28 protein-coding genes are annotated in these 24,848 nt (G+C 71.5%); 12 read left to right on the top strand and 16 right to left on the bottom strand.

The features are described from left to right. Nucleotides 1–22: 22 nt before the first annotated feature. The 3 genes from ACG04R_RS15205 to dgoD are packed head-to-tail and all read right to left on the bottom strand — an operon-like array spanning nucleotide 23 to nucleotide 2,699. Nucleotides 23–640, bottom strand: a complete 618-nt coding sequence (locus ACG04R_RS15205; RefSeq protein WP_394412088.1) for a 2-dehydro-3-deoxy-6-phosphogalactonate aldolase — start codon at nucleotides 638–640, stop codon at nucleotides 23–25. An 8-nt stretch (nucleotides 641–648) separates the two neighbouring features. Further along, nucleotides 649–1,551, bottom strand: a complete 903-nt coding sequence (locus tag ACG04R_RS15200) for a 2-dehydro-3-deoxygalactonokinase (RefSeq protein WP_394412085.1) — start codon at nucleotides 1,549–1,551, stop codon at nucleotides 649–651. Further along, the gene (gene dgoD, locus ACG04R_RS15195; RefSeq protein ID WP_394412082.1) at nucleotides 1,551–2,699 is read right to left on the bottom strand and encodes a galactonate dehydratase; all 1,149 of its coding nucleotides are present in this window, start codon (nucleotides 2,697–2,699) and stop codon (nucleotides 1,551–1,553) included. Before dgoD ends, ACG04R_RS15200 begins: the two co-directional genes overlap by 1 nt. A 498-nt stretch (nucleotides 2,700–3,197) precedes the next feature. Here dgoD and ACG04R_RS15190 point away from each other — a divergent pair, with 498 nt between their 5' ends. Together ACG04R_RS15190 and ACG04R_RS15185 are read left to right on the top strand one after the other, a co-directional pair. Next, a complete protein-coding gene (locus ACG04R_RS15190; RefSeq protein ID WP_394412079.1) occupies nucleotides 3,198–3,695 on the top strand; it encodes an MOSC domain-containing protein in 498 nt (165 codons plus the stop codon). Between the two features lie 107 nt (nucleotides 3,696–3,802). Beyond that, nucleotides 3,803–4,177: a hypothetical protein gene (locus ACG04R_RS15185; RefSeq protein ID WP_394412076.1), complete on the top strand. Its 375-nt coding sequence runs from the start codon at nucleotides 3,803–3,805 to the stop codon at nucleotides 4,175–4,177. Here ACG04R_RS15185 and ACG04R_RS15180 read toward each other — a convergent pair. The 10 genes from ACG04R_RS15180 to ACG04R_RS15135 all read right to left on the bottom strand — a co-directional run bounded on the left by ACG04R_RS15180 (nucleotide 4,174) and on the right by ACG04R_RS15135 (nucleotide 12,565). After that, the gene (locus ACG04R_RS15180) at nucleotides 4,174–5,637 is read right to left on the bottom strand and encodes an aminotransferase-like domain-containing protein (protein WP_394412073.1); all 1,464 of its coding nucleotides are present in this window, start codon (nucleotides 5,635–5,637) and stop codon (nucleotides 4,174–4,176) included. The genes ACG04R_RS15185 and ACG04R_RS15180 overlap by 4 nt on opposite strands. Then, nucleotides 5,637–6,221 carry a LysE family translocator gene (locus ACG04R_RS15175; protein WP_394412070.1) on the bottom strand — a complete coding sequence of 195 codons (585 nt, stop codon included), beginning with the start codon at nucleotides 6,219–6,221 and terminating at the stop codon, nucleotides 5,637–5,639. The genes ACG04R_RS15180 and ACG04R_RS15175 overlap by 1 nt, the downstream gene beginning before the upstream one ends. Nucleotides 6,222–6,324: 103 nt before the next feature. Continuing rightward, nucleotides 6,325–6,828, bottom strand: coding sequence for a hypothetical protein (locus ACG04R_RS15170; protein ID WP_394412067.1), 504 nt, complete (start codon nucleotides 6,826–6,828; stop codon nucleotides 6,325–6,327). Then, nucleotides 6,822–8,126 carry an ATP-binding protein gene (locus ACG04R_RS15165; protein ID WP_394412065.1) on the bottom strand — a complete coding sequence of 435 codons (1,305 nt, stop codon included), beginning with the start codon at nucleotides 8,124–8,126 and terminating at the stop codon, nucleotides 6,822–6,824. The genes ACG04R_RS15170 and ACG04R_RS15165 overlap by 7 nt, the downstream gene beginning before the upstream one ends. Then, nucleotides 8,123–9,061 carry an FUSC family protein gene (locus tag ACG04R_RS15160; RefSeq protein ID WP_394412062.1) on the bottom strand — a complete coding sequence of 313 codons (939 nt, stop codon included), beginning with the start codon at nucleotides 9,059–9,061 and terminating at the stop codon, nucleotides 8,123–8,125. Before ACG04R_RS15160 ends, ACG04R_RS15165 begins: the two co-directional genes overlap by 4 nt. Next, nucleotides 9,058–9,732 carry a response regulator transcription factor gene (locus tag ACG04R_RS15155; protein ID WP_394412059.1) on the bottom strand — a complete coding sequence of 225 codons (675 nt, stop codon included), beginning with the start codon at nucleotides 9,730–9,732 and terminating at the stop codon, nucleotides 9,058–9,060. The genes ACG04R_RS15160 and ACG04R_RS15155 overlap by 4 nt, the downstream gene beginning before the upstream one ends. A gap of 52 nt (nucleotides 9,733–9,784) precedes the next feature. Then, nucleotides 9,785–10,336: a cysteine hydrolase family protein gene (locus ACG04R_RS15150; RefSeq protein WP_394412056.1), complete on the bottom strand. Its 552-nt coding sequence runs from the start codon at nucleotides 10,334–10,336 to the stop codon at nucleotides 9,785–9,787. 26 nt (nucleotides 10,337–10,362) lie between these two features. Then, nucleotides 10,363–11,256: an NAD(P)/FAD-dependent oxidoreductase gene (locus ACG04R_RS15145; RefSeq protein ID WP_394412052.1), complete on the bottom strand. Its 894-nt coding sequence runs from the start codon at nucleotides 11,254–11,256 to the stop codon at nucleotides 10,363–10,365. Further along, nucleotides 11,246–11,728, bottom strand: coding sequence for an Rrf2 family transcriptional regulator (locus ACG04R_RS15140; protein WP_394412049.1), 483 nt, complete (start codon nucleotides 11,726–11,728; stop codon nucleotides 11,246–11,248). The genes ACG04R_RS15145 and ACG04R_RS15140 overlap by 11 nt, the downstream gene beginning before the upstream one ends. Nucleotides 11,729–11,779: 51 nt before the next feature. Next, nucleotides 11,780–12,565 carry an SDR family NAD(P)-dependent oxidoreductase gene (locus ACG04R_RS15135; RefSeq protein ID WP_394412046.1) on the bottom strand — a complete coding sequence of 262 codons (786 nt, stop codon included), beginning with the start codon at nucleotides 12,563–12,565 and terminating at the stop codon, nucleotides 11,780–11,782. Nucleotides 12,566–12,748: 183 nt separating this feature from the next. Here ACG04R_RS15135 and ACG04R_RS15130 point away from each other — a divergent pair, with 183 nt between their 5' ends. The 6 genes from ACG04R_RS15130 to ACG04R_RS15105 all read left to right on the top strand — a co-directional run bounded on the left by ACG04R_RS15130 (nucleotide 12,749) and on the right by ACG04R_RS15105 (nucleotide 17,181). Then, entirely contained in the window at nucleotides 12,749–13,468 is a 720-nt protein-coding gene (locus tag ACG04R_RS15130; RefSeq protein WP_394412043.1) for a GntR family transcriptional regulator, read from the top strand. Then, nucleotides 13,465–14,250, top strand: coding sequence for a transporter substrate-binding domain-containing protein (locus ACG04R_RS15125; RefSeq protein ID WP_394412040.1), 786 nt, complete (start codon nucleotides 13,465–13,467; stop codon nucleotides 14,248–14,250). The genes ACG04R_RS15130 and ACG04R_RS15125 overlap by 4 nt, the downstream gene beginning before the upstream one ends. 18 nt (nucleotides 14,251–14,268) lie before the next feature. Further along, the gene (locus ACG04R_RS15120; RefSeq protein ID WP_394412038.1) at nucleotides 14,269–14,937 is read left to right on the top strand and encodes an amino acid ABC transporter permease; all 669 of its coding nucleotides are present in this window, start codon (nucleotides 14,269–14,271) and stop codon (nucleotides 14,935–14,937) included. Next, nucleotides 14,934–15,581, top strand: coding sequence for an amino acid ABC transporter permease (locus ACG04R_RS15115; protein WP_394412035.1), 648 nt, complete (start codon nucleotides 14,934–14,936; stop codon nucleotides 15,579–15,581). Before ACG04R_RS15120 ends, ACG04R_RS15115 begins: the two co-directional genes overlap by 4 nt. After that, nucleotides 15,571–16,326, top strand: a complete 756-nt coding sequence (locus ACG04R_RS15110) for an amino acid ABC transporter ATP-binding protein (protein ID WP_394412032.1) — start codon at nucleotides 15,571–15,573, stop codon at nucleotides 16,324–16,326. The genes ACG04R_RS15115 and ACG04R_RS15110 overlap by 11 nt, the downstream gene beginning before the upstream one ends. 66 nt (nucleotides 16,327–16,392) lie before the next feature. After that, nucleotides 16,393–17,181: an ATP-binding cassette domain-containing protein gene (locus tag ACG04R_RS15105; protein WP_394412028.1), complete on the top strand. Its 789-nt coding sequence runs from the start codon at nucleotides 16,393–16,395 to the stop codon at nucleotides 17,179–17,181. Here ACG04R_RS15105 and ACG04R_RS15100 read toward each other — a convergent pair. From ACG04R_RS15100 to ACG04R_RS15090, 3 genes are read right to left on the bottom strand one after another with little or no spacing between them, the layout of a single operon-like run. Next, nucleotides 17,126–19,621 carry a sensor histidine kinase gene (locus tag ACG04R_RS15100; protein WP_394412024.1) on the bottom strand — a complete coding sequence of 832 codons (2,496 nt, stop codon included), beginning with the start codon at nucleotides 19,619–19,621 and terminating at the stop codon, nucleotides 17,126–17,128. The genes ACG04R_RS15105 and ACG04R_RS15100 overlap by 56 nt on opposite strands. After that, on the bottom strand, nucleotides 19,621–20,400 hold the full coding sequence (locus tag ACG04R_RS15095; protein WP_394412680.1) for an ABC transporter substrate-binding protein: 780 nt from the start codon (nucleotides 20,398–20,400) through the stop codon (nucleotides 19,621–19,623). The genes ACG04R_RS15100 and ACG04R_RS15095 overlap by 1 nt, the downstream gene beginning before the upstream one ends. A gap of 5 nt (nucleotides 20,401–20,405) precedes the next feature. Next, a complete protein-coding gene (locus tag ACG04R_RS15090) occupies nucleotides 20,406–21,065 on the bottom strand; it encodes an HD-GYP domain-containing protein (protein ID WP_394412021.1) in 660 nt (219 codons plus the stop codon). A gap of 90 nt (nucleotides 21,066–21,155) precedes the next feature. On the opposite strand from ACG04R_RS15090, the gene ACG04R_RS15085 reads away from it, so the two are divergent. The 4 genes from ACG04R_RS15085 to ACG04R_RS15070 all read left to right on the top strand — a co-directional run bounded on the left by ACG04R_RS15085 (nucleotide 21,156) and on the right by ACG04R_RS15070 (nucleotide 24,776). Beyond that, nucleotides 21,156–21,785, top strand: a complete 630-nt coding sequence (locus tag ACG04R_RS15085) for a helix-turn-helix domain-containing protein (RefSeq protein ID WP_394412018.1) — start codon at nucleotides 21,156–21,158, stop codon at nucleotides 21,783–21,785. A gap of 11 nt (nucleotides 21,786–21,796) precedes the next feature. Next, complete coding sequence (locus ACG04R_RS15080) at nucleotides 21,797–22,519, top strand: DNA-binding transcriptional response regulator (protein WP_394412016.1); 723 nt, start codon at nucleotides 21,797–21,799, stop codon at nucleotides 22,517–22,519. 200 nt (nucleotides 22,520–22,719) lie between these two features. After that, a complete protein-coding gene (locus ACG04R_RS15075; protein WP_394412013.1) occupies nucleotides 22,720–23,091 on the top strand; it encodes a response regulator in 372 nt (123 codons plus the stop codon). A gap of 128 nt (nucleotides 23,092–23,219) precedes the next feature. Further along, entirely contained in the window at nucleotides 23,220–24,776 is a 1,557-nt protein-coding gene (locus ACG04R_RS15070) for a DUF1800 domain-containing protein (protein WP_394412010.1), read from the top strand. The last annotated feature ends 72 nt before the right edge of the window (nucleotides 24,777–24,848 follow it).

The following is a 24,848-nucleotide window of genomic DNA, read 5'->3' as shown; positions in this document are numbered from 1 at the left end:
GGATGTTTTGTTTTTTGTCGATTCAGAGCGCGCGCCAGCCGGCCACGAAGGCCCGCGCGCGCTGGGCGACTTCCGCCGCCGTCAGGCCGGGTGCATACAGCGCCGAGCCGAGGCCGAAACCGGCCGCGCCGGCCTTCACGTATGGGCCCATGTTGTCCGGCGTGATGCCGCCGACGGGCAGCAGGCGCAGCTCCTTCGGCAGCACGGCACGCATCGCCTTGACGATGGCCGGCGTGATCAGTTCGGCCGGGAACAGCTTGACCGCATCGGCACCGGCATGGACGGCCGCGAAGGCCTCCGTCGGCGTGGCCGCACCCGGCACGCAGTACAGGCCGCGGGCCTTGGCCGCGCGGATGACTTCCACGTCGGCATGCGGCATGACGATGACCTTGCCGCCCGCGCCCGCCACGTCGGCCACGGCCTGCACGCTCAGCACGGTGCCGGCGCCGACGACGGCATCGGCCGGCATGCGGCGCGCGAGGCGGCCGATGCTGTCCAGCGCGTTGGGCGAGTTCAGCGGCACCTCGATGACGCGGAAGCCCTCGGCATAGACGGCGTCGGCGATGGCCTCGACCTCTTCGGGCTTGACGCCGCGCAGGATGGCGACGAGGGGGAGTTGCTTCAGGGCGGCGTCGAGCATGTCGGGGATCACAGGTTCATGGTTTGCGCCAGCGCCCACAGGCCGGCCGGCGCGGTGTTGTCGAGCAGCAGCGGCTCGGGCTGGCCGAGGTGCGTCAGCGCCTGGGCGTAACGGCTGCACAGCGCCGGGTCGCCGATCAGCGCGACGCGCGGTGCATCGCCCTTGAGTTCGCTCGCCAGTTCGTGGCCGATCAGCAGGCCGGAGAGGTAGTCGGGCAGTTGCTCGGCGGCGAGCTTGTTGAACAGGCCCAGCGTGCGCACGGCAAAGAGCTGATGGCCCAGGCCGCCCTCTTCCCGCGCGGCGTCCACGCCTTGCAGGAAGGCCTCGGGCGACGCAGGCGAGCTGCCGTCGGCCGGCATCAGGCGGTTCAGCACCGAGTGCTGGCGCAGCAGCGCGAACAGCTCGCCGGTCATGTGCGTGGCGAAGCCGGTCACGCGACCGGCCTTCATGCGCGCCCACTTGGAATGCGTGCCGGGCAGCACGAGGCAGGCCTCGGCGGCCAGCTCGGGATGCAGCGCCAGCGCACCGACGATCTGCGTTTCCTCGCCGCGCATGACGTCGGGCTGGGCCGCGTCGTCGACGAGGCCCGGGATGATGCTCAGGCTGTCGTCCAGCTTCAGCACCTGGCCGGCCAGTGCGGCGGCATCGGCCGGGCAGCGCACGTAGGGCGCCTCGCGCCAGCCGTACTGGCTGCCGACCATGCCGCAGGCCAGCAGCTTGAGCTGCGGATGGTCGGCTCGCCAGTCGCCGACCAGTGCGGCCAGCGCGGCGGCGTACTGCTCGGCGCCCTTCAGCGTGGCGGCACCTGCGTCAGACTGGCGCGACTGCAGCACTTCACCGCCGTCACCCAGCAGGAAGGCGCGCAGCCGCGTGCTGCCCCAGTCCAGCGCAATCAGGCGAGCTGCCGACATCACCATTCCGCGACGCTGCCGTCGGCGTGGCGCCAGACCGGGTTGCGCCAGTCGGGCGGGTTCTTCGCGGCTTCGATGACGCGCTCCTCGTCGATCTCGACACCCAGGCCCGGCTTGCGCAGCGGGTTGATGAAGCCGTCCTCGATGCGGAAGTCGTCCTTGTTCTTGACGAAGTCCAGCAGCTCGGCACCCTTGTTGTAGTGGATGCCCATGCTCTGCTCCTGCAGCACGGCGTTGTGGGACACGAAGTCCACCGCCAGGCAGGACGCCAGCGCCACCGGGCCCAGCGGGCAGTGCGGCGCGAAGGCGACGTCGTGCGCCTCGGCCATGCTGGCGATCTTGAAGCACTCGGTGATGCCACCAGCGTGCGACAGGTCAGGCTGGACGATGGAGATGCCGCCGGCCTGGAACACGCGCTTGAAGTCGAAGCGCGAGAACATCCGCTCGCCCGCAGCCAGCGGGATGGCCGTCTGCTCGGCGAGACGCGGGTAGTACTCGGCCTGCTCGGCCAGCACCGGCTCCTCGACGAACAGCGGGCGGTAGGGCTCCAGCGCCTTCAGCAGCGGCTTGGCCATCGGCGCAGCGACGCGGCCATGGAAGTCGATGCCGAACTCGATGTCATGGCCGAAGGCCGCACGGATCTCGGCAATGCGCGACACGGCCTCGTCCACCTTGCGGGCGCTGTCGACGATGCCGAGTTCCTCGGTACCGTTCATCTTGAAGGTGTCGAAACCGCCTTCGCGCAGACGCTTGATGTCGTTGATGATGTCCGCCGGGCGGTCACCGCCGACCCACGAGTACACCTTCATCTTGTCGCGCACCAGACCGCCCAGCAGCTCGTAGACGGGCTGGCCCATGACCTTGCCCTTGATGTCCCACAGCGCCTGGTCGATGCCTGCGATGGCGCTCATCAGGATGGGGCCGCCGCGGTAGAAGCCGGCGCGGTACATGACCTGCCAGAGGTCGTTGATGCGCGAGGGGTCCTGGCCCACCAGGTACTCCGACAGCTCGTGCACGGCAGCCTCGACGGTGCGCGCGCGGCCCTCGATGACCGGCTCGCCCCAGCCGACGACGCCCTCGTCGGTCTCAATCTTCAGGAACATCCACCGCGGAGGCACGCGGTAGGTCGTCAGCTTCGTGATTCGCATGGGCTCATGGATCGTTCAGGAACGTCCGGAGCTTAGGAGGGACAGCTAGTTCTGAAATATTGTTTCTTCCGCTTCTCCTATATGCAGTTGATATAGAGCCTCGTTGTGTCGCTCGTGGCGGCGTCATGACAACCCAAGCGATTTCAGGGTTAACCCTTGACTACCAGGTGTAAACCCTTATACTGGCGGCGTACCAACGAAACACAAAGGGAAAGAAATGGAACTGCTCATCATCACGCTCGCCTTCTCCTTCATCGCCGTTGTCGCCCAGCTTGGCGAAACGCTGAGCCGCCGTCCGGGCAGCTCCGCGCTGCTCGGCGCCTGACTCCTGGCGCTGCGGCGCCGACGGGTCAATTCACGGCCGATGCGACTGATCTCATCGACCGACTGAAGACTCAACCGATCACCCGAGGGGCACGCAGGCGCCCCTCGTCGTTTTCAGGCTTGGCAGGGCCGGGCCCGGCGCGGGGGAGCGCGTCGTCAGGTAAGTTCCGGCGGATGAAGACCATTCGCGACCTGATGATCCCGCCCGCGCACATCCAGGGCCGCGTCGAAGCCATCGTCGTGCGCGGCACGCCGCGCGACCGGGCGCGTCTCATCGATGAGACCACCGCCCTGGCCGGCATCGGCCTCGCCGACGACCGACTGGGCAAACGCGGCGAGGCCGAGCTGTCGACGCGGCAGGTCACGCTGATCCAGCTTGAGCACCTGCCGCTGATCGCCGCGTTCGCGCGCAGCGGGCCCATCGACCCGGTGGACCTGCGCCGCAACCTCGTCGTGTCAGGCATCAACCTGCTGTCGCTGAAGAACGCGCAGCTGCGCGTGGGCGACGCGCTGATCCAGATCGTCGGCCCCTGCGCGCCCTGCTCGCGCATGGAGGAGGTCATCGGCCCCGGCGGCTACGCGGCGATGCGCGGCCACGGCGGCATGACGGCGCGCGTTCTCGAAGGCGGCGTCATCCGCGTCGGCAGCGCGGTCGGCGTCGTGCCGGCCTGAGGAAACAGCGCGCAACTTGTCGCATCCCACGTTTCAAGCACCTCGTGCCGAAGCATCGCGACACATCCGTCGCCAGCGTGTCACGAAGCGGCATGCAGACTGGTGAGATGACTTTGGAAATCGACCCGAACCCGGTGACGTTGACCGCGGAGCAGACGTTGACCGGCTGGCGCCGCGAGCTGTGCGTGGAGCTGCTTGGCGAAGGCCGGGCGCGCGTGTTCCTGCGCGCCGTGGAGGCCGCGTCGCTGAAGGCCACGGAACTGCACCGCGGCGTGCTGTTCCACCGCGTGGGCGCGGGCTTCGCCGACCTGGCCGGCTGCGTCGCCGCGGCGCAGGCACCGCTCGAACAGCTGGCCAGCACAGCCCAGCGGCAGCAGCCGAGCCAGGACAACCTGTTCGCCGCCGTCACCTACGACCGGCGCGCGTGGGAGGGCGTTGTCGACGCGGTCGACCAGTGGCAGCGCCGCCGTCGCGCGGCTTAGCCGGCAGGCAGCCGAGCGCTGCGGGCCCGCTCCACGACGGCACGCGCGCTCGTCGCGGCGCTGAGCTGCTCGCGCAGGAACTCCGCGAGCCGCGGCTGCTGGCTGAACGCAGCGTTGAAGCGCAGGTGCGGGTCGGCCGCGCCGTCCGCCGCGAACGTCGCGCCGCGCACCAGCAGGATGCCGCGGCGAAAGGCCTCCTTGACGACGCCGTCCACGTCCACGCCGGCCGGCAGCGCTCCCCACAGGAACAGCCCGCCCTCGCCCGCGTGCTCCAGCAGCACGCCGGCATCGCGGAGCTGGCGGGTGGCCGTCACGCGTGCGGCGGCGAGGCGCTGCTGCAGGCGATCCAGGTGCTTGCGCCAGCGGCCGGCGGCCAGCACCTCCAGCAGCACGAACTCGTTCAGCGCCGCCGTCGTCAGCACCGAGACGATCTTCTCGCGCAGCAAAGCCTTCAACAGTGCCGGCTCGGCGGCCATGTAGCCCAGCCGCAGCGCCGGGCTCATGGCCTTGGCGAAGCTGGAGTAGTAGATGACGCGGTCCAGCCCCGACAACTGCGCGAGCCGCGTGGGCGGCGTCGGCGTGCCGGGGTGGAAGTGGCCCTGCACGTCGTCCTCGGCAATGAGGAAGCCGTGGCGCTGGGCCAGCATCAGCACGCGGTGCAGGTTGGCCGCCGTGCTGCCCCAGCCGGTCGGGTTGTGCAGCACGCTCTGGATGAAGAGCAGGCGCGGGCGGTGCTCGGTGCAGGCGGCATCCAGTGCGTCGAGATCGATGCCGTCATGCCGGCGCGGCACCGGCACGATCGTCACGCCGGCCTGGCGCAGGCGGTCGAACAGCAGGAAGTAGCCGGGCGTTTCCACGGCCACCGCGTCGCCGGGGCGCAGGAAGGCGCGGCAGATCAGGTCGATGGCCTGCGTGCCGCCGTAGGTCGTCAGCACGCGGCCGGCGTCGACGGCGATGCCCTGCGCACGCAACAGCATCGCGATGCGCTCGCGCAGCTCCGGCAGCCCCTGCGGCGGGCAGCGCGTGGCCATGCCGGCCGCGGCGCGCGCGAGGCCGCGCTGCACGGCGGCGGCGGGCACGGCGTCTTCCAGCCACGTGGCCGGCAGCGCACCGCTGCTGGCCAGCAGCACGCCGGCCTTCTGGTCGTTGGCCTGCTGGGCCAGCCACACAGCCTCCTGCTCCTCGCCCGCCTCCACGCGCACGGCGTCGGGCATCGCGTTGGCCGGCCCCTCGGCGACGAAGAAGCCGGCCGTGCCACGCGAGTCGATGACGCCCGCGGCGACGAGCCGGTCGTAGGCGCTGACGACCGTGTTGGGGCTGACGCCCAGCTGGGTGGCGAGCTGGCGGATGGATGTCAGCCGCGCGCCGGGCGGCAGCTGCGCGCTGAGGATGAGCGCCTGCAGGCGCTGCTCGATCTGGTCGGCCAGCGGCGTGGGCGAATCGCGATCAAGTGAAAACATCAACGCAGCAGCAGGAGGGCTAGCACGGCCAGAGAGGCAGCCATGATGGCATTGAACGCGCACCGCCGCGTGGCGTTGGACAGGAAGCGGCTGATCCACACGCCGAACAGCGCCCACATCGAAATGCACGGGAAGCCGACGACGGCCCCGAGAACGCTGACGAGCAGCGCGCCTTGCACGACGCCGAGGCCGGCGGGCATGAACACCGACGCGACGGTGACGGACTTGATCCACGTCTTGGGGTTCACCATCTGGAACAGCGCCGCCTCGACAAAGCCCACGCGCTCGGGCGGCCGGTCCTGCGCGGCGGGGCTGCCCGCCAGCTTCCAGGCCAGCACCAGCATGTAGGCCGTGCCGGCCAGCTTCAGCGCGGCATGCGCCGCCGGCCACGCGTTGAACAGCGCGCCCAGCCCCAGGCAGCAGGCGAAGGTCTGCACCGCGCCGCCGCTGTTGATGCCCAGGATGGCCGGCAGCGTGCGCCGGTAGCCGTGGTGGGCCCCGCTGGCCACCAGCATCATGTTGTTGGGTCCGGGCGTGCCGGACATCAGCGTGCAGTAGGTCAGCAGCGGCAGCAGTTCGTTCATGCCGGCATTGCAGCGGGCAAGCGGCGGGGTGGGAAGGGACAGCGGAGCAGGCTGGACGATGCGCTGTATCAGCAGACCGACCCGTACAGCGCTGGGCATACCGTCAGGGCTCGTCCTTCATGGAGAACTTGAATCGCTCACCCCGAACGGATTGAATCGAGAAGTCGTCATCGTCGTTGACCTCCACCACGCTGCCCCATCGGAGCGGGAAGCTGGTGTCCGGTGTCCTGAGCAGCTCAGGGTAGAGCGACCCGTAGCTAATCTCGATCTTGCTCCCGTTGCTCCGGTAGAGGGTCAGGAACGGCGTGGCCGCCGTCGCCTCAAGTCGAGGCGGCGCGAAGACGGCGATCGTGCAGCCCCCCCTCGACACCAGCACGTGCGGCGCATGGAACGGCAAGGTCCACGGGACGCCAGGGTTGTACGTCGGCGTGATGGTGATCGACGGGATGCGCGGGTCGGAGACGGCACAGGCCGTCTGCGCCAGGTTGCAGGTCCGGATCGGTTCGCGCGTTCCCGGAGGCGGCGCCGGCGGCAGATGCGCATGACAGCATGCCGCCACAAGCGCCAGCGCGGCAACCATGAGGCGGCGTGTCCGCAGGTTCACCATGCGATCTCCGCCCGCAACCCACCCAGTGGCGAGTCGCCCAGCGCGACGCTGGCACCCTGCTGCCGCGCCGCCGCCTTCACGATGGCCAGGCCCAGGCCGCTGCCTTCCACCGACACATCCTCGCCACGCTGGAAACGGTCGAACACGCGCTCGCGCTGATCGGGCGGAATGCCCGGGCCGTCGTCGTCCACACGCAGCAGCGGCGCACCCCGCGCGCCGCGCAACGCGCTGACCTCCACCGTGCGGGCACCGTACTTCACGGCGTTGTCGATGAGGTTGCGCAGCGCGCCGCGCAAGGCCTGCGGGTCGCCAGCCAGCGGCAGCACGTCGGGCGCCGCCAGTGTCAGCGCGACGCCGGCCTTGTCCGCCAGCGGCTGCACGTCGGCCACGGCCTGGCGGGCCAGGTCGGCAAGGTCCAGCGACATCGAGGCCGTCTGCGCACCGGGCTCGGCGCGGGCCAGCGCCAGCAGTTGCTCGACAAGGCGTACGGCGCGGTCGATGCCGGTGCGCAGACGGGCAATGGCGGCGTCCTGCTGCTCGCCGGGCGCCGAGTCGCGCAGCAGGCCCAGTTGCAGCTTCAGCGCCGTCAGCGGCGAACGCAGCTCGTGGGCCGCGTCGGCGACGAAGCTGCGCTGCGCGTCGAAGGCCTCGGCCAGCCGCGCGAGCAGGCCGTTGAAGGCGTCCACCAGCGGTGCCACCTCGCCGGGCAGGCCGGTGGTGGGCAGCGCTTCCATCGCCGTCGCGCCGCGCGCCTGCGCCGCCTGCGTCACGCGCGCCAGCGGCGCCAGCGTCAGGCCGATCAACCACCACACCGCCGCTGCCACCAGCGGCAGCGCCACGGCCACCGGCACCACGCTGCGCAGCGCAGCCAGTGCGGCGAGCTTCTGCCGCGCCGCCAGTGGCTGCGCCACCTGCACGACGCGCAGCGGCGTGGCCGCGCTGAACACGCGCCAGTCCTGACCGCCGAAGTGCAGGTTGGAGTAGCCCAGCACCGCGCGCGCCGGCAGCGGCTCGGTCATGCCCTGGGGCCGGCTGGAATACAGCTCCAGCCCCTGCAGCGACCAGATCTGCACGACGTAGTCGAAGCTCGGGTCGGCCAGCGCGGCGGCCTCGTCCGGCGCGACGCGGCCCTGGTCGCGCAGCGACAGCGCCGTCTGGCGCAGCTGGTAGTCGAACAGCTCGTCGGCCTCGGCACGCACGCTGATGTAGGTGGCGCCGCCAACGGCCAGCGCCGTCACGGCGCCCAGCACGGCAAGCAGCGCGAACAGGCGGCCGCGCAGCGTCGACTGCCACTTCATCGCGGGCTCCCGGCGAGCTTGAGCAGCTTGGCCAGGTCGTCGGCCAGCAGCGCGACGGCGTCCGTCCGCCAGGCCGGACCGGCGTGGCCGGCCAGCGCGGCGATGGCGTCTCGGGGCGATTCGCTGCCGCCCTCCAGCCGTGCGGCGGCGGCGCGCAGCGTGACGGCGGCCTGCGCCGCCAGCAGCGCGGCGGCTTCGCCGGCCTGGGGCGACGCGAGCTGGCGCGCCAGCCAGGCGGCGTCCTGGCCCAGCCGCATCGCCAGGCCCAGCAGCTTGCGCCGGCCGTCATCCTGCGTGCCGTGCAGCATCTCGCCCAGGCGGCGCAGCGTGGCGCGCGACTCGCGGCCGAGGGCCTCGCGCCGGTCGGCGTCGGCCGTCGGTGCGGCCTCGACCTGCGCGGCCAGCTCGCGCAGCAGCGCCGCCACGACGGCCAGCGGCCGCACGCCGACAGCCAGCCGGTAGCCCACCCAGGCCGTGGCCATCGCGACACCCGCGCCCACGGCGATGTTGGCGGTGCGCAGCGCCGCGGCCATCACGGCCGACTGCCCGGGATGCGACGCGGTGCCCAACACGATCAACGCCGTGATGGGCGCGGTGCGCCAGCCGATCCGGTCGGCCGTGGCAGCGGCCAGCAGGGCAACGACACCCAGGCCGATGGCTTCACGGCCAAGGCCTGGCAGCGCATGCTCCAGCGCCACGCCGGCCAGGCCGGCCACGGCGCCGAGCAGCGTGGCCATCAACCGCTGGCCGCCCGCCTGCAGCGTGGCGCTGGCGTCCGCACGGCTGACGATGAGGGCACTCATCGCGGCCCAGTGGGCTTCGGGCAGGCCGGTCACGCGCGCCGCGGCATGCGCCAGCACGATGACCAGCGCCAGCTGCAGGCCATGCCACAGGTGCCCCTCGCCGGTGAAGCGTTTCAGCCAGGCGGCGGTCATGCGCCGCCCTTCTCGGGGCCGGCGTAATAGCCCAGGCCGCGCACCGTGTGCAGCAGGTCGGCCCCGAGCTTCTTGCGCAGCTGGTGCATGTAGACGCTGATGGCGTTGCTCTCCAGCTCCTCGCCCCAGCCGTAGAGCCGGTCCTCCAGCTGCGCCCGTGACACGATGGCGCCGGGCCGCTCCAGCAGCACCTGCAGCAACGCGAACTCGCGAGCCGACAGCAGCACGGGCCGCCCGCCGCGCGTCACCTCGCGCGTGGCCGGGTCCAGCCGCAGGTCTGCCACATGCAATGCCGAGTCGGTGCGGCCGCTCTGGCGGCGCGCGATGACGCGCAGCCGCGCCAGCAGCTCGTCCAACTCGAAGGGCTTGACGAGGTAGTCGTCGGCACCAGCGTCCAGCCCTGCGACCTTGTCGGTGGTGGCGTCGCGCGCCGTCAGCACGATGACCGGCGTCGCGTCACCGCGGGCGCGCAGTGCGCGCAGCACTTCCACGCCGTTGCGCTTGGGCAGGCCCAGGTCCAGCAGCACGGCGTCGAAGCGCTCGCCGCTGGCCAGCACGCCGTCGGCGGCCAGGCCGTCGCGTACCCAGTCGGCCGCAAAGCCCTGGCGGCGCAGTGCCTCGCGCAGGCTGTCGCCGATCATGGGGTCGTCTTCAACGAGTAGCAGTCGCATGGGTCGGGATTCTGACCGCCGCACGGCCGGCGGCGGTCATCGCGCCAGCGTCTCAGCGCGCGGCCAGCAGCGCGGCGGCAGCCGCCGCGTCGATGACAGTGGCGTACTCGCCATGCAGGTTGGCCAGCGCCATCTGGTGCACCTCCTCCGCGGCGTGGTGGATACCGCGCAGGTCGGTCTTGTCGAAGGCGAAGCAGGCATCGGCCACGACGTGGGTATGAAAGCCCAGATTGCCGGCGCTGCGCGCCGTGGCCTCGACCGAGTTGTTGGTGCTGACGCCCACGATGACCAGCTCGCCGTGCCCGCGGGCATGCAGCCAGCGCTCCAGCCCCGTGTGCGTGAAGGCGTCGGGCACGTTCTTCTCGACGACATGCTCGCCGTCCCGCGGCGCCAGCGCCGGCTGGAACTCGGCGCCGGGCTGGCCGGGCCAGAACACCGAACCCGGCGTGCGCGACATATGCCGCACATGCACGACCGGCGCGCCGGCCTGCCGCCACCGTGACAGCAGCTGCGCGATGCCGGCCTCGGCCTGTGGGTTGTTGCGGGCGCCGCTGCGCGGCCAGGTCATGCCGACCTGCATGTCGATGATGAGAAGAACGGGCATGCCGCGAGCGTAGCCGCGGTCGACGGTCAGACCATCGTCGACCGGTGCGCACCGAATCCGGCCATGACGCCGTCGCCCACCGCCAGCGCCACGCTGCCCGCCGCCCGTGCGGCGTCGCCGCAGGCGAAGACCATCGGCACGCTGGTTTCCTGCGTCGGGCCGACCTGGATGAAAGGCCCCATCGGCCCGTCGGTCATCGCGCAGCCGAGTTGCTCGGCCACCGGGCTGGTCATGACGGTGCGTGGCTGCGTGAACAGGCCGTTCATTCGCAGTACGCGGCCGTCGGCGAGCACCACGTCGGCCTCGCCATCGATGCGCACGACCGGCACCGGCTCGACGTGAGTGCCGCGCCGGGCCAGTTCGACGCGCTCTTCGTCGTTCGGCGTGTAAACGCCGTTCAGGAACAGCGTCGTGCGGCCCCAGTCGGGCAGCATGAGGGCATGGTGCTGCGCCATCGGCGTGGCCGCGACGACGCCGATCTCGCCGGCGTCCAGCTCGTAGCCATGGCAGTAGGGGCAGTGGAAGACGCTGCGCCCCCAGCGTTCGGCCAGGCCCGGCACCGGCGGCAGGATGTCGCGCACGCCGGTGGCGAGGACGAGGCGGCCGGCGCTGATGCGTTGCTCACCGACGCGAAATTCGAGCCGCCCGTCCGCGGCCACGCGGGCGTCATCGGCGCTGCCGTCCAACCACTGCACGCTCGGGTAGCGCAGCAGTTGGGCCTTGGCGTCGGCGGCGATGGCAGCGGGCGCACGGCCGTCCTGGGTCAGGAAGCCATGCGACGTCAGCCCGGCCTCGTCGACGAAACGGTTGCGGCGCTGTCCGGCGTCCACGACGAGCACGTTGCGGCGCGCCCGCGCCAGCTGCAGCGCGGCGGACAGGCCGGCGTAGCTGCCGCCGATGATGGCGAAATCAATCTGCACGCGTGTGCTCCTCGAGTCGGTGCGCGGCACCGGGGTGGGCACCGCGGTGCAGCGCCAGGCGCTGGTGAAAGTCCTGCGACAGCGCGGCCAGCGTCACGGCACCGAGGCGGGCCAGCAACAGCGCTTCGGCGTCGCGCACGGCGGCGCCCAGTGATTCGTTGACGGCCTGGGCAACCAGGCACTCGGGCCGGTCCTCGCGAAAGCCCAGCGACACGAAGGCCGGCGCACCCAGCGCCTCGTGCACGTCGCGCAGCGTGATGCGCTCCAGCGGGCAGCTGAGCACCCAGCCACCGCCGTGGCCCTTGGACGACGCGACGAAGCCCGCCTCACGCAATCCTGTCATCAGGCGGCGCAGCACGACGGGGTTTGTCTGCATCGCCGCCGCGAGCGCCTCGGACGTGGCCGGGCCGTCGCCCTCGGCCATGTGCAGCAGCACGTGCAGCACGTCGGACAGCTGGCTGTTTTGTTTCATGCAACATTATTAGTTGCATGAAAAAGACCCCGCCTGCCGGCGGGGTTCTGGCTAGAACGCGCTCTTCGTCGTCCCACCGTCCACGCGCAGCGCCGCGCCGGTCGTCGCCGAGGCCAGCGGGCTGGCGACGTAGGTCACCAGCGCGGCCACCTCCTCGGGCGTCGAGAAGCGCTTGATCAGCGACGTGGGCCGCACCTTCTCGAAGAACTCGGTCTCGAACTCGGCGAACGACTTGCCGTTCGACACCTGCTCGACGAAATCGTTCACGCCGCGCGAACGCGTCGGGCCGGGCAGCACGCTGTTGACGGTGATGCCGGTACCGGCCAGCGACTCGGCCAGGCCGCGCGACACGGCGAGCTGCGCGGTCTTCGTCATGCCGTAGTGAACCATCTCGGCCGGGATCTGGATGGCACTCTCGCTGGAGATGAAGATGACGCGGCCCCAGTTGGCCGCCTTCATGGCCGGCAGCACCAGGCGCGCCAGCCGCACGCCGCTGAGCACGTTGACGTCGAAGAAGCGCTGCCAGTCGGCGTCGGGGATGTCCTCGAACGGCTTGGCCTCGAAGATGCCCAGGTTGTTGACGAGGATCTCGATGCCGGGGTGCTGGCGCACCAGCGCCTCGGCGACCTCGGCCTGGCTCAGGTCGCCGGCGAAGCCCAGCGGCCGGTTGCCGGTGGCGGCCTCGATGGCGGCGACAGCGGCGGCGACAGCCGCCTGCGTGCGGCCGTTGACGATGACGCGGGCGCCCTCGGCGGCGAGCGAGTGCGCGATGGCGTGGCCGATGCCGGCGGTGCTGCCGGAGACGAGGGCCAGGCGGTTCTTCAGTTGCAGGTCCATGGTGGGGCTTCCTTGGAGAGGTCGGGGGGACACAAGGTGTAGCCGATGCCGAACGCCCCGGCTCGCCTTGGGGCTGCTCCGCACCGTGCTAGTGCAATCCCGTCGGGATCGGTCCCGGATTTGTGCACAGCGCTTGCATACAAGACAGATAAACGCTGGCACGGAAGCTGCAAAGACCCCGCCATGGGCATCTCCGCCACTGACATCAGCCAGCGCATCGTCGAAGCGGTGCTCGCACAGAAACTCGCGCCCGGCGCGCGGCTGGGCGAGCAGCAGCTGGCGATGCTGTTCGACTGCAGCCGCACCATCGTGCGCGAGGCGCTCACAAGGCTGGCGGCGCGCGGCATCGTCACGGTCAGCGCGCGGCGCGGCTGGTATCTGATCGCGCCGACACAGGACGAGGTCCGCGAGGCCTTCGAGGCGCGCCGCGTCATCGAGCTGGGGCTGATCCGCGGCCAGGGCCGGCTGGCGCCCGAAGCGATCGAGCGGCTGCAGCAGCATCTGCAGCAGGAACAGGCCGCGCTGCGCGGCGACGATGTCGGCGCGCGCAGCTTCCTGCTCGGCGACTTCCACGTCTGCCTGGCCGAATGCCTGGGCAATGGCCTGCTGGCCGACACGCTGCGCGACTTCACGGCACGCACGACGCTGATCGCGATGCGCTACCAGTCCTCGCACGACGCGGCGCTGTCCTGCCAGGACCATGTCGCCATCGTCGGCGCACTGGCCGCCGGTGACAGCGCCCGCGCCGAGGCGCTGATGGCCGAGCACCTCGCAAGCGTGCAGGCCGCGCTGCGCCTGCCCGCCGACGACGACCCGCTGCAGCAGCTGCGCGAGGCCCTCGCGCCCCTGCCCTCACCCACCGCTGAACCCACCGAACCCGCCTACCTAGGAGCCCTGCTATGACCTCGATGCTTTCCCGCCGCCTGCTGATCGCCGGCCTGAGCCTGTTCGCGCTGGGCGCCCAGGCGCAGACCGCGCTGGACACGATCACGAAGAGCAAGACGATCAAGATCGCCATCCCGACCGACTACCCGCCCTACGGCTTCGTCGGCCCCGACATGGCACCGCAGGGGCTGGACGTGGCCATGGCCCAGCTCATCGCCGCCAAGCTGGGCGTCAAGACCGAGCTGGTGCCGGTGACCAGCGCCAACCGCATTCCCTACCTGCAGACGAAGAAGGCCGACCTCGTCATCTCCACGCTGGGCAAGAACCCCGAGCGCGAGAAGGTCATCAACTTCAGCGCGGCCTACGCGCCGTTCTACCAGGCCGTGTTCGCCGCCAAGAGCCTCAGCATCAAGAGCTGGGCCGACCTGGGCGGCAAGAGCGTCGCCGTCACGCGCGGCGCGATGGAGGACCAGGAGCTGGGCAAGGTCGCGCCGTCGACACTGGAGTTCAAGCGCTTTGAGGACAACAACGCCACCATCGCCGCGTTCGCTGCCGGCCAGACCCAGCTGCTGGCCACCAGCGCCGCCGTCGCCGGCAACCTGATGCAGCGCAAGCCCGAGCTGAACACCGAATACAAGCTGCTGCTGAAGGACAGCCCCTGCTTCGTCGGCGTGCTCAAGGGCGAGGACGCGCTGCTGGCCAAGGTCAACCAGATCATCGCGGCGGCCAAGGCGGCGGGCGAGCTGGAGGCGCTGTCCAAGAAATGGCTGGGCCGTGGCGCTGGCGATCTTCCTCTGTGATCCAGATCGGGCAACGCCATGATCAGCTTTGACTTCATGGCAGTGCTGGCCGAATGGCCACTGCTGCTGAAAGGGCTGGCCTGGACGCTGGGGCTCACGCTGGTGGCCACACCGCTGGGCCTGCTGATCGCCACGGCCGCCGCCTGGGCCCGCGCCTGCGGGCCGGTGTGGCTGCGGCGCGTGCTGGGTGTCTACGTGGAGCTGCTGCGCAACACGCCGTTCATCGTGCAGCTGTTCTTCGTCTTCTTCGGCCTGCCGGCCGCCGGCGTGAAGCTGTCGCCCGAGGTCGCGTCGGTCATCGCGATGACGCTCAACCTCGGCGCCTATGGCTGCGAGATCCTGCGCGCCGGCATCCAGGCCACGCCGCGCGGCCAGTGGGAGGCCGCGCAGAGCCTGGCGCTGACGCCGGTGCAGACCTTCACCCGCGTCGTGCTGCCGCCGGCGCTGCAGCGCGTGTGGCCGGCGATGACGAGCCAGATCATCATCGTCATGCTGGGCTCGGCCGTCTGCGGCCAGATCTCGACCGAGGAGCTGAACTACGCGACCAGCCTCATCTACAGCCGCAACTTCCGCAACTTCGAGGCCGTCTTCATCGCACTGGCGATCTACCTCGCGCTGTCGATCGCCGCACGCAAGCTGCTGACGTGGGCCGGCCCGCGCTTCGTCTTCGGCCGGAGGTCGGCATGATCGAGTTCACGCTGTGGGACATCGTCCGCAACCTGCTGCTCGCGCTGCGCTGGACGGTGGCACTGTCGGCCATCGCCTTCGCGGGCGGCGGCCTCGTCGGCGGCCTGCTGCTGGCGCTGCGGCTGCGCTTCGGCACCGGCATGCAGCGCGCCATCGCCGTGTACGTGCAGCTGTTCCAGGGCACGCCGCTGCTGATGCAGCTCTTCCTCGCCTACTTCGGCCTCGCGCTGCTGGGCGTCGAGGTGTCGGCCTGGACGGCAGCAGCGCTGGCGCTGACGCTCTACACCAGCGCCTACCTCGTCGAGATCTGGCGCGGCTGCGTGGACGCCGTGCCGCGCGGCCAGTGGGAGGCGGCGCGCAGCCTGGCGCTTTCTTTCAGCGAGCAGCTGCGCCACGTCATCCTGCCGCAGGCCGGCCGCCTGGCCATCGCGCCGACGGTGGGCTTCCTCGTGCAGGTCATCAAGGGCACGGCGCTGGCCTCGGTCATCGGCTTCGTCGAGCTGACCAAGGCCGGCGGCATGATCGCCAACGCCAGCTTCAAGCCCTTCCTCGTCTTCGGCTGCGTGGCGCTGCTGTATTTCGCGCTGTGCTTCCCCGTCAGCCTCTTCGCCCAACATCTGGAGCGCCGCATCCATGCACGCTGAAGCTCTCACCGACCCCATCGTCCGCATCACTGCGCTGCGCAAGTCGTACGGCACGAACGAAGTGCTGAAGGGCATCGACCTGGACGTGAAGCGCGGCGAGGTCATCGCCATCATCGGCAAGAGCGGCTCGGGCAAGAGCACGCTGCTGCGCTGCGTGAACGGGCTGGAGCAGTTCCAGGACGGCTCGCTCACCGTCAACGGCAAGCCGCTGCTGTACGAGAGCGCCATGGCCATGCGCGCGCTGCGCCAGCAGGTCGGCATGATCTTCCAGGGCTTCAACCTCTTCCCGCACCTGAGCGTCGGCCGCAACGTGATGCTGGCGCCCACCCTGGTGAAGAAGCGCCACCCCAACGAGGCTGCCGAACAAGCCACCCACCTGCTGCGCCGCGTGGGCCTGGCCGAGAAGTTCAACGCCATGCCCGACCAGCTCTCCGGCGGCCAGCAGCAGCGCGTGGCCATCGCCCGCGCGCTGGCGATGGAGCCGGCCGTGCTGCTGTGCGACGAGATCACGTCGGCGCTGGACCCGGAACTGGTGGGCGAGGTGCTGCGTGTCGTCGAGGCGCTGGCCCAGGAGGGCATGACGCTGATGATGGTCACGCACGAGATGAATTTCGCCCGCAAGGTGGCCGACCGCGTCATCTTCATGCACCAGGGCCGCGTGCACGAGATCGGGCCGCCGGCCGAGCTGTTCGGTGCACCGCGCACGCCGGAGCTGCAGCAGTTCCTGTCATCGTTGAACGACTAGCGACGGCGCCGTCAGCGGGCGCCACGTTGGCACGGTTTCTGCGGCGCACCGTGCATGAGCAAGGGCATGGCGGCAGTCCTCGACGACCTCCTCGCGACGCTGGCGGCGACGCCGCTCGTGAGCGTCGCCGCCTTGCACAAGCGCCACGGTCACCGTGAGGTGCTGCGCGGCGTGGACCTGGAACTGCGGCGCGGCGAGGTGGTTGCGCTGCTGGGCCGCGGCGGCGCCGGCAAGAGCACGCTACTGCGCTGCATCGCCGGGCTGGAGGGCTTCCACGACGGCACGCTGAGCCTCCAGGGGCGGCCACCACCGCAGCCCGGTACGTGGCGCCGCGCGGTGGGCTGGGTGTTTCAGGGCCTGCACCTGCCGCCCGACATCGGCCTGGGCTGGCACCTGATGCAGTCGGCGGCACTGGCGGACCGGCCAAACGCCGCGGCGCTGGCACACGAGCTGCTCGCGCGTGTCGGCCTGGCCGAGCTGTTCGACGCGCTGCCTGGCGGGCTGACCGCGGCCCAGCGCCAGCGAGCCGCCCTCGCCCACGCGCTGGCGCCGGGCCCCACCGTGCTGCTGTGCGACGACCTCACCAGCGCCGACGATCCGGAGCAGGCCGGCGAGGTCGGCGCCGCGGCGCGCGCGCTGGCCAGCGACGGTCTGGCGTTGCTGCTGGCCACGCACGATCCGGCCCTGGCCCGCCACGCCGACCGCATCGTCTTCCTGCACGACGGCCGCGTGCTGGAGTCCGGCCCACCCGCCGAGCTGCTGGCCCGGCCGCAAACGCCGGAGCTGAAGCGGCTGCTGGCTACGCAGCGCCCGGCGCCGCATCGCCGAAGCGCGTGGTCGGCAGCACCAGCGTGACGACCGCGCCGCTGCCGCCGTCGGCGCGGTTGCCGGCCCAGACGCGCCCGCCATGGGCCTGGGCGATGCGGCGGCAGATGGCCAGGCCCAGGCCGGTGCCGCCGGCGGCGTCCCGGGTGGCGCTGGACTGCACGAAAGCCTCGAAGACGCTCTCCAGCTCGTCCGGCGGGATGCCGGGACCGTGGTCGGCGATGTCCACGCGCACGTCGCCATCGGCGTCATGCCGGGCGGTCAGTTCGATGGAGCCACCCGCCGGCGAGAAGCGGATGGCGTTGGCCAGCAGGTTGCGCAGCAACTGCTGCAGCCGCAGCGGGTCGCCCAGTACGACAAGCTCGGCCTCGCCCAGCGCCGTGTGCAACGTCAGGCCGCGCGCGGCCAGCAGCGGCGCCAGCTCGCGGGCCACCTCGGCGGCCAGCGGGTTCAGGTCCAGGCGCTGCAGCTGCAGCGGTTCGGCGCCACGCTCGATCTTGCTGAGGTCCAGCAGGTCGTTGACGAGGCCGAGCATGCGCTGGCCGGCGCGGTGCACGTCGGCGAAGAGCTCGGCCAGGCGCAGGTCCTGACGCGCCCGCAGCGCACCGATCTCGGAAAAGCCGAGGATGGACTGCAGCGGCGTGCGCAGCTCGTGGCTGACGTTGGCGATGAAGTCGGACTTGGCGCGCGAGGTCTCCAGCGCCGCGTCACGCGCCGCGCGGGTGGCGCGCTCGGCCTCGCGGAACTCGCTGATGTCCATGAAGCAGACGACCAGCCCCATCGGCCGGCCCTGTGCGTCGGGGAAGGTCGACTTGCTGACGAACAGGTCGCGCCGGCGCCCGTCGTTGCCTTCCCAGGCGGTCTCGTAGCTCATCTCGCCACCACGCGCGAGCAGCTCGTTGTCGCGGACGTCGTCGCGCAGCGCGGCCTCGTCGGCACGCCGGCCCAGCACGCTGCCCCGGCGCCGGCCGGTGAACTGCTCCCACGCGCGGTTGACGTCGAGGTAGCGGTTGGCGTCGTCCAGCACCGCCATCGGCAACGGGCTGCTGGCCAGCAACGAGCGCGCCAGGCCCAGCTGCGCACGCAGTTCGGCCTGGGCCCGCATCAGGCTGCTGACGTCGGCAGCGCTGCCCACCCACTCCAGCAGACCGTCGTGGCGGCGCAGCGGCACGAGGTGGATCTCGAAGCTGCGCGCCTGCCCGTCGGCCGCCAGCCACTCGGCGCGCAGCTCGTGCGGCAGCGCCTCGTCGGCATCACAGGCGTCGAACAGCGCGGCCACGGCCGGCGAGCCGCCGAACAGTTCCTGCAACGGCCGGCCCAGCACGCGGCTGACGGCCTGGCCGCTGAGGCGGGCATAGCCCTCGTTGATGAAGGTGACGCGGCCGGCGGCGTCGGTGCGGAACAGCAGGTCCTGCACGCTGCCGAAGATGGCACTGAGCTCGCGCTCGCGCTCGGCCACCTCGCGCTGCGCCTGGTCCAGTTGCAGTGCCGCACGTTCGCGTGCCCGCAGCGCCGCCGCGCCCACGCCCGACAGCGCCAGCAGCGCCGCGGCGATGCCCAGCGACGGCAGGCCCAGGTCGCGCACGGAGACCAGCCACTGGCGACGCAACTCGGCCTGCGGCAGCTCGACGAGCACGACGAAGGGCCGCGCCCGCAGCGCGCGGTAGGCGCCGAGCTGGTCGGCCTCGCGCAGCCCCGGCCCCTCCCAGCGGCCCAGCTCGGCGCCGGCGCGCACGGCGGCCAGCGGCGCGCCGGCGGCCAGCAGGCGGGGCAGCTGTTCGCCGGGCAGGTGCTCGGCGCCGCTGGTGGCGGCGAGCACATGGCCGCCAAGGTCGACCAGGGCCGCCGCCGCCTGCGGGTCGTTCAGCGTGAGCTGCTGGAAGTTGGCCAGCGCATCGGGGTTCAGCAGCGCGACGAGCAGCGCGGGCCGGCCATCGAGCAGGCGCAGGCCGTGCAGCACGGGGATGAAGCCCACGCCCGGCGGCACGATGGCACCTTCCTGGCCCAGGCTGGCCAGGCTGCGCGCTGCGATGAATCCGCCGATGCTGTCGCGCCCCGCCGCCGGCCAGGGCCCGAGGGACGCAAGCGCGCCGGGGCTGAGAAAGGCGCCGCGGTCGGCGGGGTCGGCGGCGGCCAGCACGCGCCCCGTCTCGTCCAGCAGCGCCACGCCGCGCAGGAAGCCCAGGCTGGACTGGGTCTGGTCCAGCAGCGCCTGCAGCACCTCCGGCGGTGCGTTGCGCGCGGCAACGTCGGCCAGGCCGGCCAGCGCGATCTGCGCGCCGTCCAGGCTGCGGCGGGCGTGGTCCTCCAGCACGCGCACCAGCAGTGACTGGCGCGCGACGGTCTCGACCGTCAGCTCGCGTCGTTCGCGCAGCAGGCCATAGCCGCTGCCGGCCAGCAGCACCGCGGCGAGCAGCACGCCGGCACCGGCCGTGATGATGCTCGGTCGCCAGCGGCTGCGGTGCGGCATCACCGCGTGCGAACGATCGCGCCCAGGCCGTGGCGCTCGGCCGCCGCGCGCAGCCGGCCGTCGCGCTGGATGCGGGCGACGAAGTCGTCGACCTGCCCCTGCCAGGCCTTGTCACCGGGCTTGACCGCGTAGGCGTAGGGCATCACGTAGAACGCCGAGGGCGGCGCGACAAGGCGGGCCCAGTCGGCGCTGTCAAGCAGGCGGCGGCTGTAGGGGTAGTCGGTCATGAAGGCATCCACGCGGCCGGCCTCGAGCTCGCGCTCGCGCGTGTCCGGGGGCCGCACGACCACGAGGGTAGCGCGCTTCAACGCGCCCGCCATGACCGTCTCCATGAAGGTGCCGGCCTGCACGGCGATGCGCACGCCGGGCTTGTCCAGGTCCTCCCAGCGCTGCACGACGCGGCTGCTTCGCGTCGTCACGGCGTAGATGTCGCTCTCCAGGTAGGGCCGGCTGAAGCGCAGCTCGCGCTCGCGCTGGGCCGTGCGGCCGACGGCGAACATGGCCACGTCGCAGCGGTCGTGCAGCAGGTCGTCGACGAAGGTCTGGAACGACGAGTCGACGTAGCGCGGCGTGACGCCCAGGTCGGCAGCGAAGGCAGCGGAGAGGTCGATGTCGATGCCCGACAGCTGGCCGGTGCGCGGGTTGCGCAGCGAGATGCCGTAGTAGTCGGGCCAGATGCACACGCGCAGCTCGCCGCTGGCGTGCACGCGCTGGGCCACCGGCGGCGGCGCGGCACCGGCGGCAGCGCCCAGCAGGAGGCCGAGGACGGCCCCGATCAGCCGCTTCACAAGCCCGCCCGCCGCGGCATCGCCGCGCCGGCACCGGCCGCGTCGATGCGGTCGCGCAGCGCGATCAGCGCCGGCGCGTGGGCGAGAAAGGCGGCGACGATCTCGGGATCGAAGGCGCTGCCGGACTGCTCGGCCAGCATGGCCAGCGCGCGGTCGTCCGCACGGGCGGGCCGGTAGCGGCGGTTCATCGTCAACGCGTCGAAATAGTCCACCACCGCAACGATGCGTGCCGACAGCGGGATGGCCTTGCCGCGCAGGCCCTGCGGGTAGCCGTTGCCATCCCAGCGTTCGCGGTGGTGCAGGGCGATCTCTGCGGCCAGCGCGAACAGCGGCAGCCGCGAGCCGCCCAGCAGCGCCGCGCCGCGCTCCGGCTGCGCCTGGCGACGGCGCCGCTCCTCGGCGGCCGTCAGCGACCAGGGGGGCTCGAAGGCCGCAGCGGGGTCGGCTTCACCCACGTCGTGCAGCGGCGCGGCCAGCCGCAGCAGCTGGGCCGTGTCGGCGTCCAGCCCCAGGTGGCGGGCCAGTGCCTCGGAAAGATGCCCCAGCCGTACACGGTGAGCGTGGGCGCCCTCCTGGCGCCGTAAGTCCGCCGCACTGGAGCGCTGCGGCGCCGTGGCGCGGGCATCGGTCGGAACCTGGGTGGCGGTGACGGGCATGGCGAAACTCCGGCTTGGATAAGGAATTATCGAATAGACATATTTTTATCAAATAAACAGTGCTGGGCGTCACTCCGGGAATTCGGCAAAATGTCGCGTGTGAATCGCACCGCAACCGTGCCCGAAACCTGTTCCACGACCGAGGCCGCCCAGCAGCTGGGCATGGCCGTGCGCTCGGTGCAGCTGATGGTGGACCGCGGCGAACTGCAGGCCTGGAAGACGCCCGGCGGTCACCGCCGCATCCTGCGCAGCTCGCTGGACGCCTGGCTCGCCAGCCGCGGCGGCACCGCCGCTGCAGCGCCGCCGGAGGCCGGGCACGAAGCCCCCGCCACGGGGCGGCCGATGACGCTGCTGCTGATCGAGGACTCGGTGCACTTCCAGAACCTCATCAGCCTGATCGTCAAGCGCGAACTGCCGGGCGCCGAGCTGCACGTCGCCTCAGACGGCATCGCCGGCCTCGCGCTGGCGGGGCGGCTGGAGCCCGATGTGCTGCTCATCGACATCCTGCTGCCCGGCATCGACGGCGCCACGCTGATCACCAGCCTGCGCTCGCACCCGCAGTTCGCCCGCAGCCGGCTCATCGTCGTCACCGCGCTGGACGAAGCCCAGCGCGCGCCCTACCGCTTCGCGCTGGAGGGCGTGCCGGTCGTGCACAAGACATCCCTCGTCACACAGCTGCCGCCGCTGCTGGCCGAAGCCACCGCAGCACAGCCGGCCTGACGCTGCCCGCGATGGCCGCGCGCCTGCTGCTCATCGAGGACGACGCCTCGATCGCCCGCTTCGTCGAGCTGGCACTGGAAGAACTGCCCGGCCACGATGCCGCTGCGCCGGCGGTCGAGCTACATGTCGTGCGCAGCCTGGCCGGCGCGCGCCAGGCGCTGGTGGAGGGTGGCTGGCAGCTCGTCGTCAGCGACCTGATGCTGCCCGACGGCTCGGCCGAGACGCTGCTGGCCGAAGGTTTCGCGCTGGCCGACGGTGCGCCGCCGTGGGTGGTCTTCAGCGCCGGCCTGCATGAGACCCGCCAGGCTGCGCTGGAGGCCCGCGGCGTGGCCCGCACGCTGCGCAAGCCCGTGCCGCTCGTCGAGCTGCTGGACACCGTCGCCGAGCTGCTGCCCGGCGGCACGCCCGCGGCGACGGCTGCGGCGGTGGCGGACGACCCGGTGCAGCGCCACTTCGGCGGCGACCGTGCGCTGTTCGAGAGCTTCCGCGACGGCTGCATTGCCCGCTTCACGGACGACCTCGCGCAGGGCGATGCCGCGGTCGCCGGCGCCGATGCTGCGGCGTTGCGCCGCGTGGCCCACGGGCTCAAGGCGGTGCTGGAACTGATCGGCCACCCCGGCCTGGCCGATCAGGCCCGTGCCATCGAGGACGCCGCCGCGCTGGGGCAAACAGGCACCGGCTGGGCCGACCTGGCGCAAGGCCTTGTGAGCCTCGGCGCGCGCCGCGGCGTCTGAACACGCTCCGGCACTTCAAGCAATACTTCCGGCAAATCCGCGGCGCTGCCCCCGGATTCAGGGGCAGACGACAAGGGCATTCCTATCAATAAATTTGATAATGGCACTTGACCATTTGGCAGTACCACGATGACCCGCACCCGCTTCGCCTCCCACCTCCACCCCGCACCCGCGACGCGGCTGCCGAGCAAGAGGGTGGCATGACGATGCGCGTGGTGCTCTACGTCGAGGACGATCCGGTCAACGCGATGCTGATGCAGGGCATCGTCGAGTTGCGCACCGGCTGCAGCCTGCTGGTGGCGCGCAGCGGGGCCGAGGCACGGCGCTTCGTGGCCGAACGCCGGGTGGACCTGGTGCTTTGCGACCTGCACCTGCCCGACGCGGCCGGCGACGAGTTGCTCGCCAAGCTGCGCGACGCCGGCCTCCCGGCCACCGTGCCGGCGGTGCTCGTGACGGCCGAGGCCGAGTTCGTTGCCGCCGACCTGGCACGCCGCGGCGGCTTTGACGGCTACTGGTCCAAGCCGCTGGACGTGGCGGCGACGCTGCGCAGCCTGGAGCGCTGGCTGGGCTAGGAGCCTGCGCCACGATGACAGTCCCTCTTGTGCGGGACGCTGTCAGACGTTGACACAAATCTTTGCGCTGGGGTCACACGGCCTTGCGTGGTCGGCGGGATGCTTCGTTCAAACGACGGAGTTCCGCCATGAACAAGAACCGCCGCTTCATGTTGAGCAGCGGCGCGGCGCTGATGGGCGCCGCCCTGCTGCCCCACCACGGCAAGGCCGCCACCGGCCCCGGCCTGAGCGCTGACGAACGCGCGCTGCACGCCCTCAACCGCCTGGGCTACGGCCCGTGCCCGGCCGATGCCGCGGCCATCGCCGAGCAGGGTGCCGACAAGTGGCTGGAGCGCTTCCTCACCGAGCAGCTGGAGCCTCGCCACCTGCCGCAGCCCGCCGCGCTGACCGAACGACTGGGCGGACTGGACGTGCTCAAGCTGGGCCAGGCCGAGCTGCTGGGCCGCTACCGCGACGCCATCAAGGCCACCCGCGAGGCCAAGCGCGAGCAGGCCAAGGGCGAGACACCCAGCGCCGACGCGCTGAACGCGGTGCGCGAGAAGGTGCGCCCGCTGGTGCAGCAGGCCGCCACGGCGCGGCTGGCGCGCGGGCTGCAGAGCCCGGCGCAGCTGGAGGAGGTGCTGACCGAGTTCTGGTTCAACCACTTCAACGTCTATGCCGGCAAGGGGCCGGTGGGCGTGCTGGTGGCCGACTACGAGCAGCGCGCCATCCGTCCTTTCGTGCTGGGGCGCTTCCGCGACATGCTGGGCGCCACCGCCAAGCACCCGGCGATGCTGGTCTACCTGGACAACGCGCAGAGCGTCGCACCCGGCTACCAGCCCTCGCGCGCCGGCCGGCGCTTCCTGGCCCAGCGCCCGGAGCTGAAGGCGCGCGTGCCCAAGGGCCTCAACGAGAACTACGCCCGTGAGGTGATGGAACTGCACACGCTGGGCGTGGACGGCGGCTACACGCAGCGCGATGTGACCGAGCTGGCCCGCATGCTGACCGGCTGGGGGCTGGAGCAGCGCAAGGTGCTGATCGGCGGCAGCGGCGACGTGTTCGAGTTCGATGCGAACCGGCATGACCACGGCAGCAAGACCTGGCTGGGCCAGCAGATCCGGGGCGGTGGCCAGGCCGAAGGCGAGCACGCACTGGACGTGCTGGCCGCCCACCCGGCCACGGCCCGCCACCTGGCCTTCAAGTTCGCACAGGCCTTCGTCGCCGACGAGCCGCCGGCCAGCCTCGTCAACAAGCTGGCCGACAACTTCAAGGCCACCGGCGGCGACCTGCGCGAACTGACGCGCACGCTGATCCGCGCCGACGAGTTCTGGAGCCGCGACGCCTATCAGGCGAAGTTCAAGACGCCCTACCAGTACCTGCTGTCCACGATGCGCGCGCTGGACCTGCCCCTGAACACCCCGCAGCCGCTGCAGCAGGCGCTGACGCAGGCCGGACAGCCGCTGTACGGCGCGCTGACACCCGACGGCTACAAGAACACCGCCGCCGCCTGGCGCAACCCCGAGGCGCTGACGCAGCGCGTGCAGCTCGCGACGACGCTGGGCCAGCGCAGCGGCATCACTGCCGAGCGGCTGACCAGCACGCTGGGCGCCTCGGTCAGCGAGCCGACGCGGCGCACGCTGGCCACCGAGCCCGCCGGCCAGCAGGTTGCGCTGCTGCTGGCGTCTCCCGATTTCATGAAGAGGTAGAGGTCGTCATGCCCCCACGTTCACTTCGTTCACTGCCCCCCGAGGGGGCGCTTCAGCCCCTTCGGGCGGCCG

It is taken from the genome of Pelomonas candidula, from assembly GCF_043555985.1.
Lineage (GTDB): Bacteria > Pseudomonadota > Gammaproteobacteria > Burkholderiales > Burkholderiaceae_C > Pelomonas > Pelomonas candidula.
This window is presented reverse-complemented; position numbering and strand designations above follow the sequence as displayed.

What these genes read in the sequence shown, in the direction of transcription:
- ACG04R_RS15205 (WP_394412088.1), bottom strand. Translation starts at nt 640, where the DNA reads ATGCTCGACGCCGCCCTGAAGCAACTCCCCCTCGTCGCCATCCTGCGC.
- ACG04R_RS15200 (WP_394412085.1), bottom strand. Translation starts at nt 1,551, where the DNA reads ATGTCGGCAGCTCGCCTGATTGCGCTGGACTGGGGCAGCACGCGGCTG.
- dgoD (WP_394412082.1), bottom strand. Translation starts at nt 2,699, where the DNA reads ATGCGAATCACGAAGCTGACGACCTACCGCGTGCCTCCGCGGTGGATG.
- ACG04R_RS15190 (WP_394412079.1), top strand. Translation starts at nt 3,198, where the DNA reads ATGAAGACCATTCGCGACCTGATGATCCCGCCCGCGCACATCCAGGGC.
- ACG04R_RS15185 (WP_394412076.1), top strand. Translation starts at nt 3,803, where the DNA reads ATGACTTTGGAAATCGACCCGAACCCGGTGACGTTGACCGCGGAGCAG.
- ACG04R_RS15180 (WP_394412073.1), bottom strand. Translation starts at nt 5,637, where the DNA reads ATGTTTTCACTTGATCGCGATTCGCCCACGCCGCTGGCCGACCAGATC.
- ACG04R_RS15175 (WP_394412070.1), bottom strand. Translation starts at nt 6,221, where the DNA reads ATGAACGAACTGCTGCCGCTGCTGACCTACTGCACGCTGATGTCCGGC.
- ACG04R_RS15170 (WP_394412067.1), bottom strand. Translation starts at nt 6,828, where the DNA reads ATGGTGAACCTGCGGACACGCCGCCTCATGGTTGCCGCGCTGGCGCTT.
- ACG04R_RS15165 (WP_394412065.1), bottom strand. Translation starts at nt 8,126, where the DNA reads ATGAAGTGGCAGTCGACGCTGCGCGGCCGCCTGTTCGCGCTGCTTGCC.
- ACG04R_RS15160 (WP_394412062.1), bottom strand. Translation starts at nt 9,061, where the DNA reads ATGACCGCCGCCTGGCTGAAACGCTTCACCGGCGAGGGGCACCTGTGG.
- ACG04R_RS15155 (WP_394412059.1), bottom strand. Translation starts at nt 9,732, where the DNA reads ATGCGACTGCTACTCGTTGAAGACGACCCCATGATCGGCGACAGCCTG.
- ACG04R_RS15150 (WP_394412056.1), bottom strand. Translation starts at nt 10,336, where the DNA reads ATGCCCGTTCTTCTCATCATCGACATGCAGGTCGGCATGACCTGGCCG.
- ACG04R_RS15140 (WP_394412049.1), bottom strand. Translation starts at nt 11,728, where the DNA reads ATGAAACAAAACAGCCAGCTGTCCGACGTGCTGCACGTGCTGCTGCAC.
- ACG04R_RS15135 (WP_394412046.1), bottom strand. Translation starts at nt 12,565, where the DNA reads ATGGACCTGCAACTGAAGAACCGCCTGGCCCTCGTCTCCGGCAGCACC.
- ACG04R_RS15130 (WP_394412043.1), top strand. Translation starts at nt 12,749, where the DNA reads ATGGGCATCTCCGCCACTGACATCAGCCAGCGCATCGTCGAAGCGGTG.
- ACG04R_RS15125 (WP_394412040.1), top strand. Translation starts at nt 13,465, where the DNA reads ATGACCTCGATGCTTTCCCGCCGCCTGCTGATCGCCGGCCTGAGCCTG.
- ACG04R_RS15120 (WP_394412038.1), top strand. Translation starts at nt 14,269, where the DNA reads ATGATCAGCTTTGACTTCATGGCAGTGCTGGCCGAATGGCCACTGCTG.
- ACG04R_RS15115 (WP_394412035.1), top strand. Translation starts at nt 14,934, where the DNA reads ATGATCGAGTTCACGCTGTGGGACATCGTCCGCAACCTGCTGCTCGCG.
- ACG04R_RS15110 (WP_394412032.1), top strand. Translation starts at nt 15,571, where the DNA reads ATGCACGCTGAAGCTCTCACCGACCCCATCGTCCGCATCACTGCGCTG.
- ACG04R_RS15105 (WP_394412028.1), top strand. Translation starts at nt 16,393, where the DNA reads ATGGCGGCAGTCCTCGACGACCTCCTCGCGACGCTGGCGGCGACGCCG.
- ACG04R_RS15100 (WP_394412024.1), bottom strand. Translation starts at nt 19,621, where the DNA reads ATGCCGCACCGCAGCCGCTGGCGACCGAGCATCATCACGGCCGGTGCC.
- ACG04R_RS15090 (WP_394412021.1), bottom strand. Translation starts at nt 21,065, where the DNA reads ATGCCCGTCACCGCCACCCAGGTTCCGACCGATGCCCGCGCCACGGCG.
- ACG04R_RS15085 (WP_394412018.1), top strand. Translation starts at nt 21,156, where the DNA reads ATGTCGCGTGTGAATCGCACCGCAACCGTGCCCGAAACCTGTTCCACG.
- ACG04R_RS15080 (WP_394412016.1), top strand. Translation starts at nt 21,797, where the DNA reads ATGGCCGCGCGCCTGCTGCTCATCGAGGACGACGCCTCGATCGCCCGC.
- ACG04R_RS15075 (WP_394412013.1), top strand. Translation starts at nt 22,720, where the DNA reads ATGACGATGCGCGTGGTGCTCTACGTCGAGGACGATCCGGTCAACGCG.
- ACG04R_RS15070 (WP_394412010.1), top strand. Translation starts at nt 23,220, where the DNA reads ATGAACAAGAACCGCCGCTTCATGTTGAGCAGCGGCGCGGCGCTGATG.